The following is a 675-nucleotide window of genomic DNA, read 5'->3' on the forward strand; positions in this document are numbered from 1 at the left end:
ATACAGGCAGACGGGCATGGCACTCACTCGAACTGTTCCAGGCGCAGACGATCAAGAATGGCGATCTGACGGCCGTCCTGGGTGATGATGTTTTCATCGATCAAGCGGCGGATGATTCGCGAAAAGGTTTCTGGCTGGATCGACAGATGCCCGGCAATCAGTTGCTTGGCCATCGGCAGTTCGAATTGGCAGTCAACGGTTTGCTGGCGCACCAGTTGCGTCAGCAGATAACGCACGACCCGGTGGGTGGCGTTTTTCAGCGACAGGGTTTCGATTTCGTTGACCCGTTGATGTAAGCGAACGCAGAGCTTGCCCAGTAGTGCGAAGGTCAACCGACTATTGCTCTGCAGCAGGCGCATGTAGGTGCTGTTGGATAAACGATAGAGCTGGGTGGGGCAGATCGCTTCGGCCGAGGCCACATAGTTTGGGGTGTCCATCAGCATCATCGCCTCGGCGAAGGTTTGCCGCTCGCTGATGACCTCGAACACTTTCTCCTGCCCATCCGGTGTCAGCCGGTAGATTTTTACCGCGCCGGCAATCACGAAGTAGAACGCATCGGCCGGCTCGCCCTGACGGAACAACGGCTCGCCTTTGTCGATGCTCAGCAATTGGCTGGTACTCATCAATTCGTCCAGCTGTTCTTCGTTCAACGGCTCGAACAGATGATGACTGCGC

General features: G+C 56.3%; 1 protein-coding gene. It reads right to left on the reverse strand.

Annotated elements, in window-relative coordinates:
* Positions 1 to 23 precede the first annotated feature (23 nt).
* The coding region (locus tag AC1DLB_RS31425; RefSeq protein WP_477786458.1) for a Crp/Fnr family transcriptional regulator at positions 24 to 675 on the reverse strand (652 nt) is incomplete at its 5' end.

The organism is Pseudomonas sp. 05N434 (assembly GCF_056396965.1).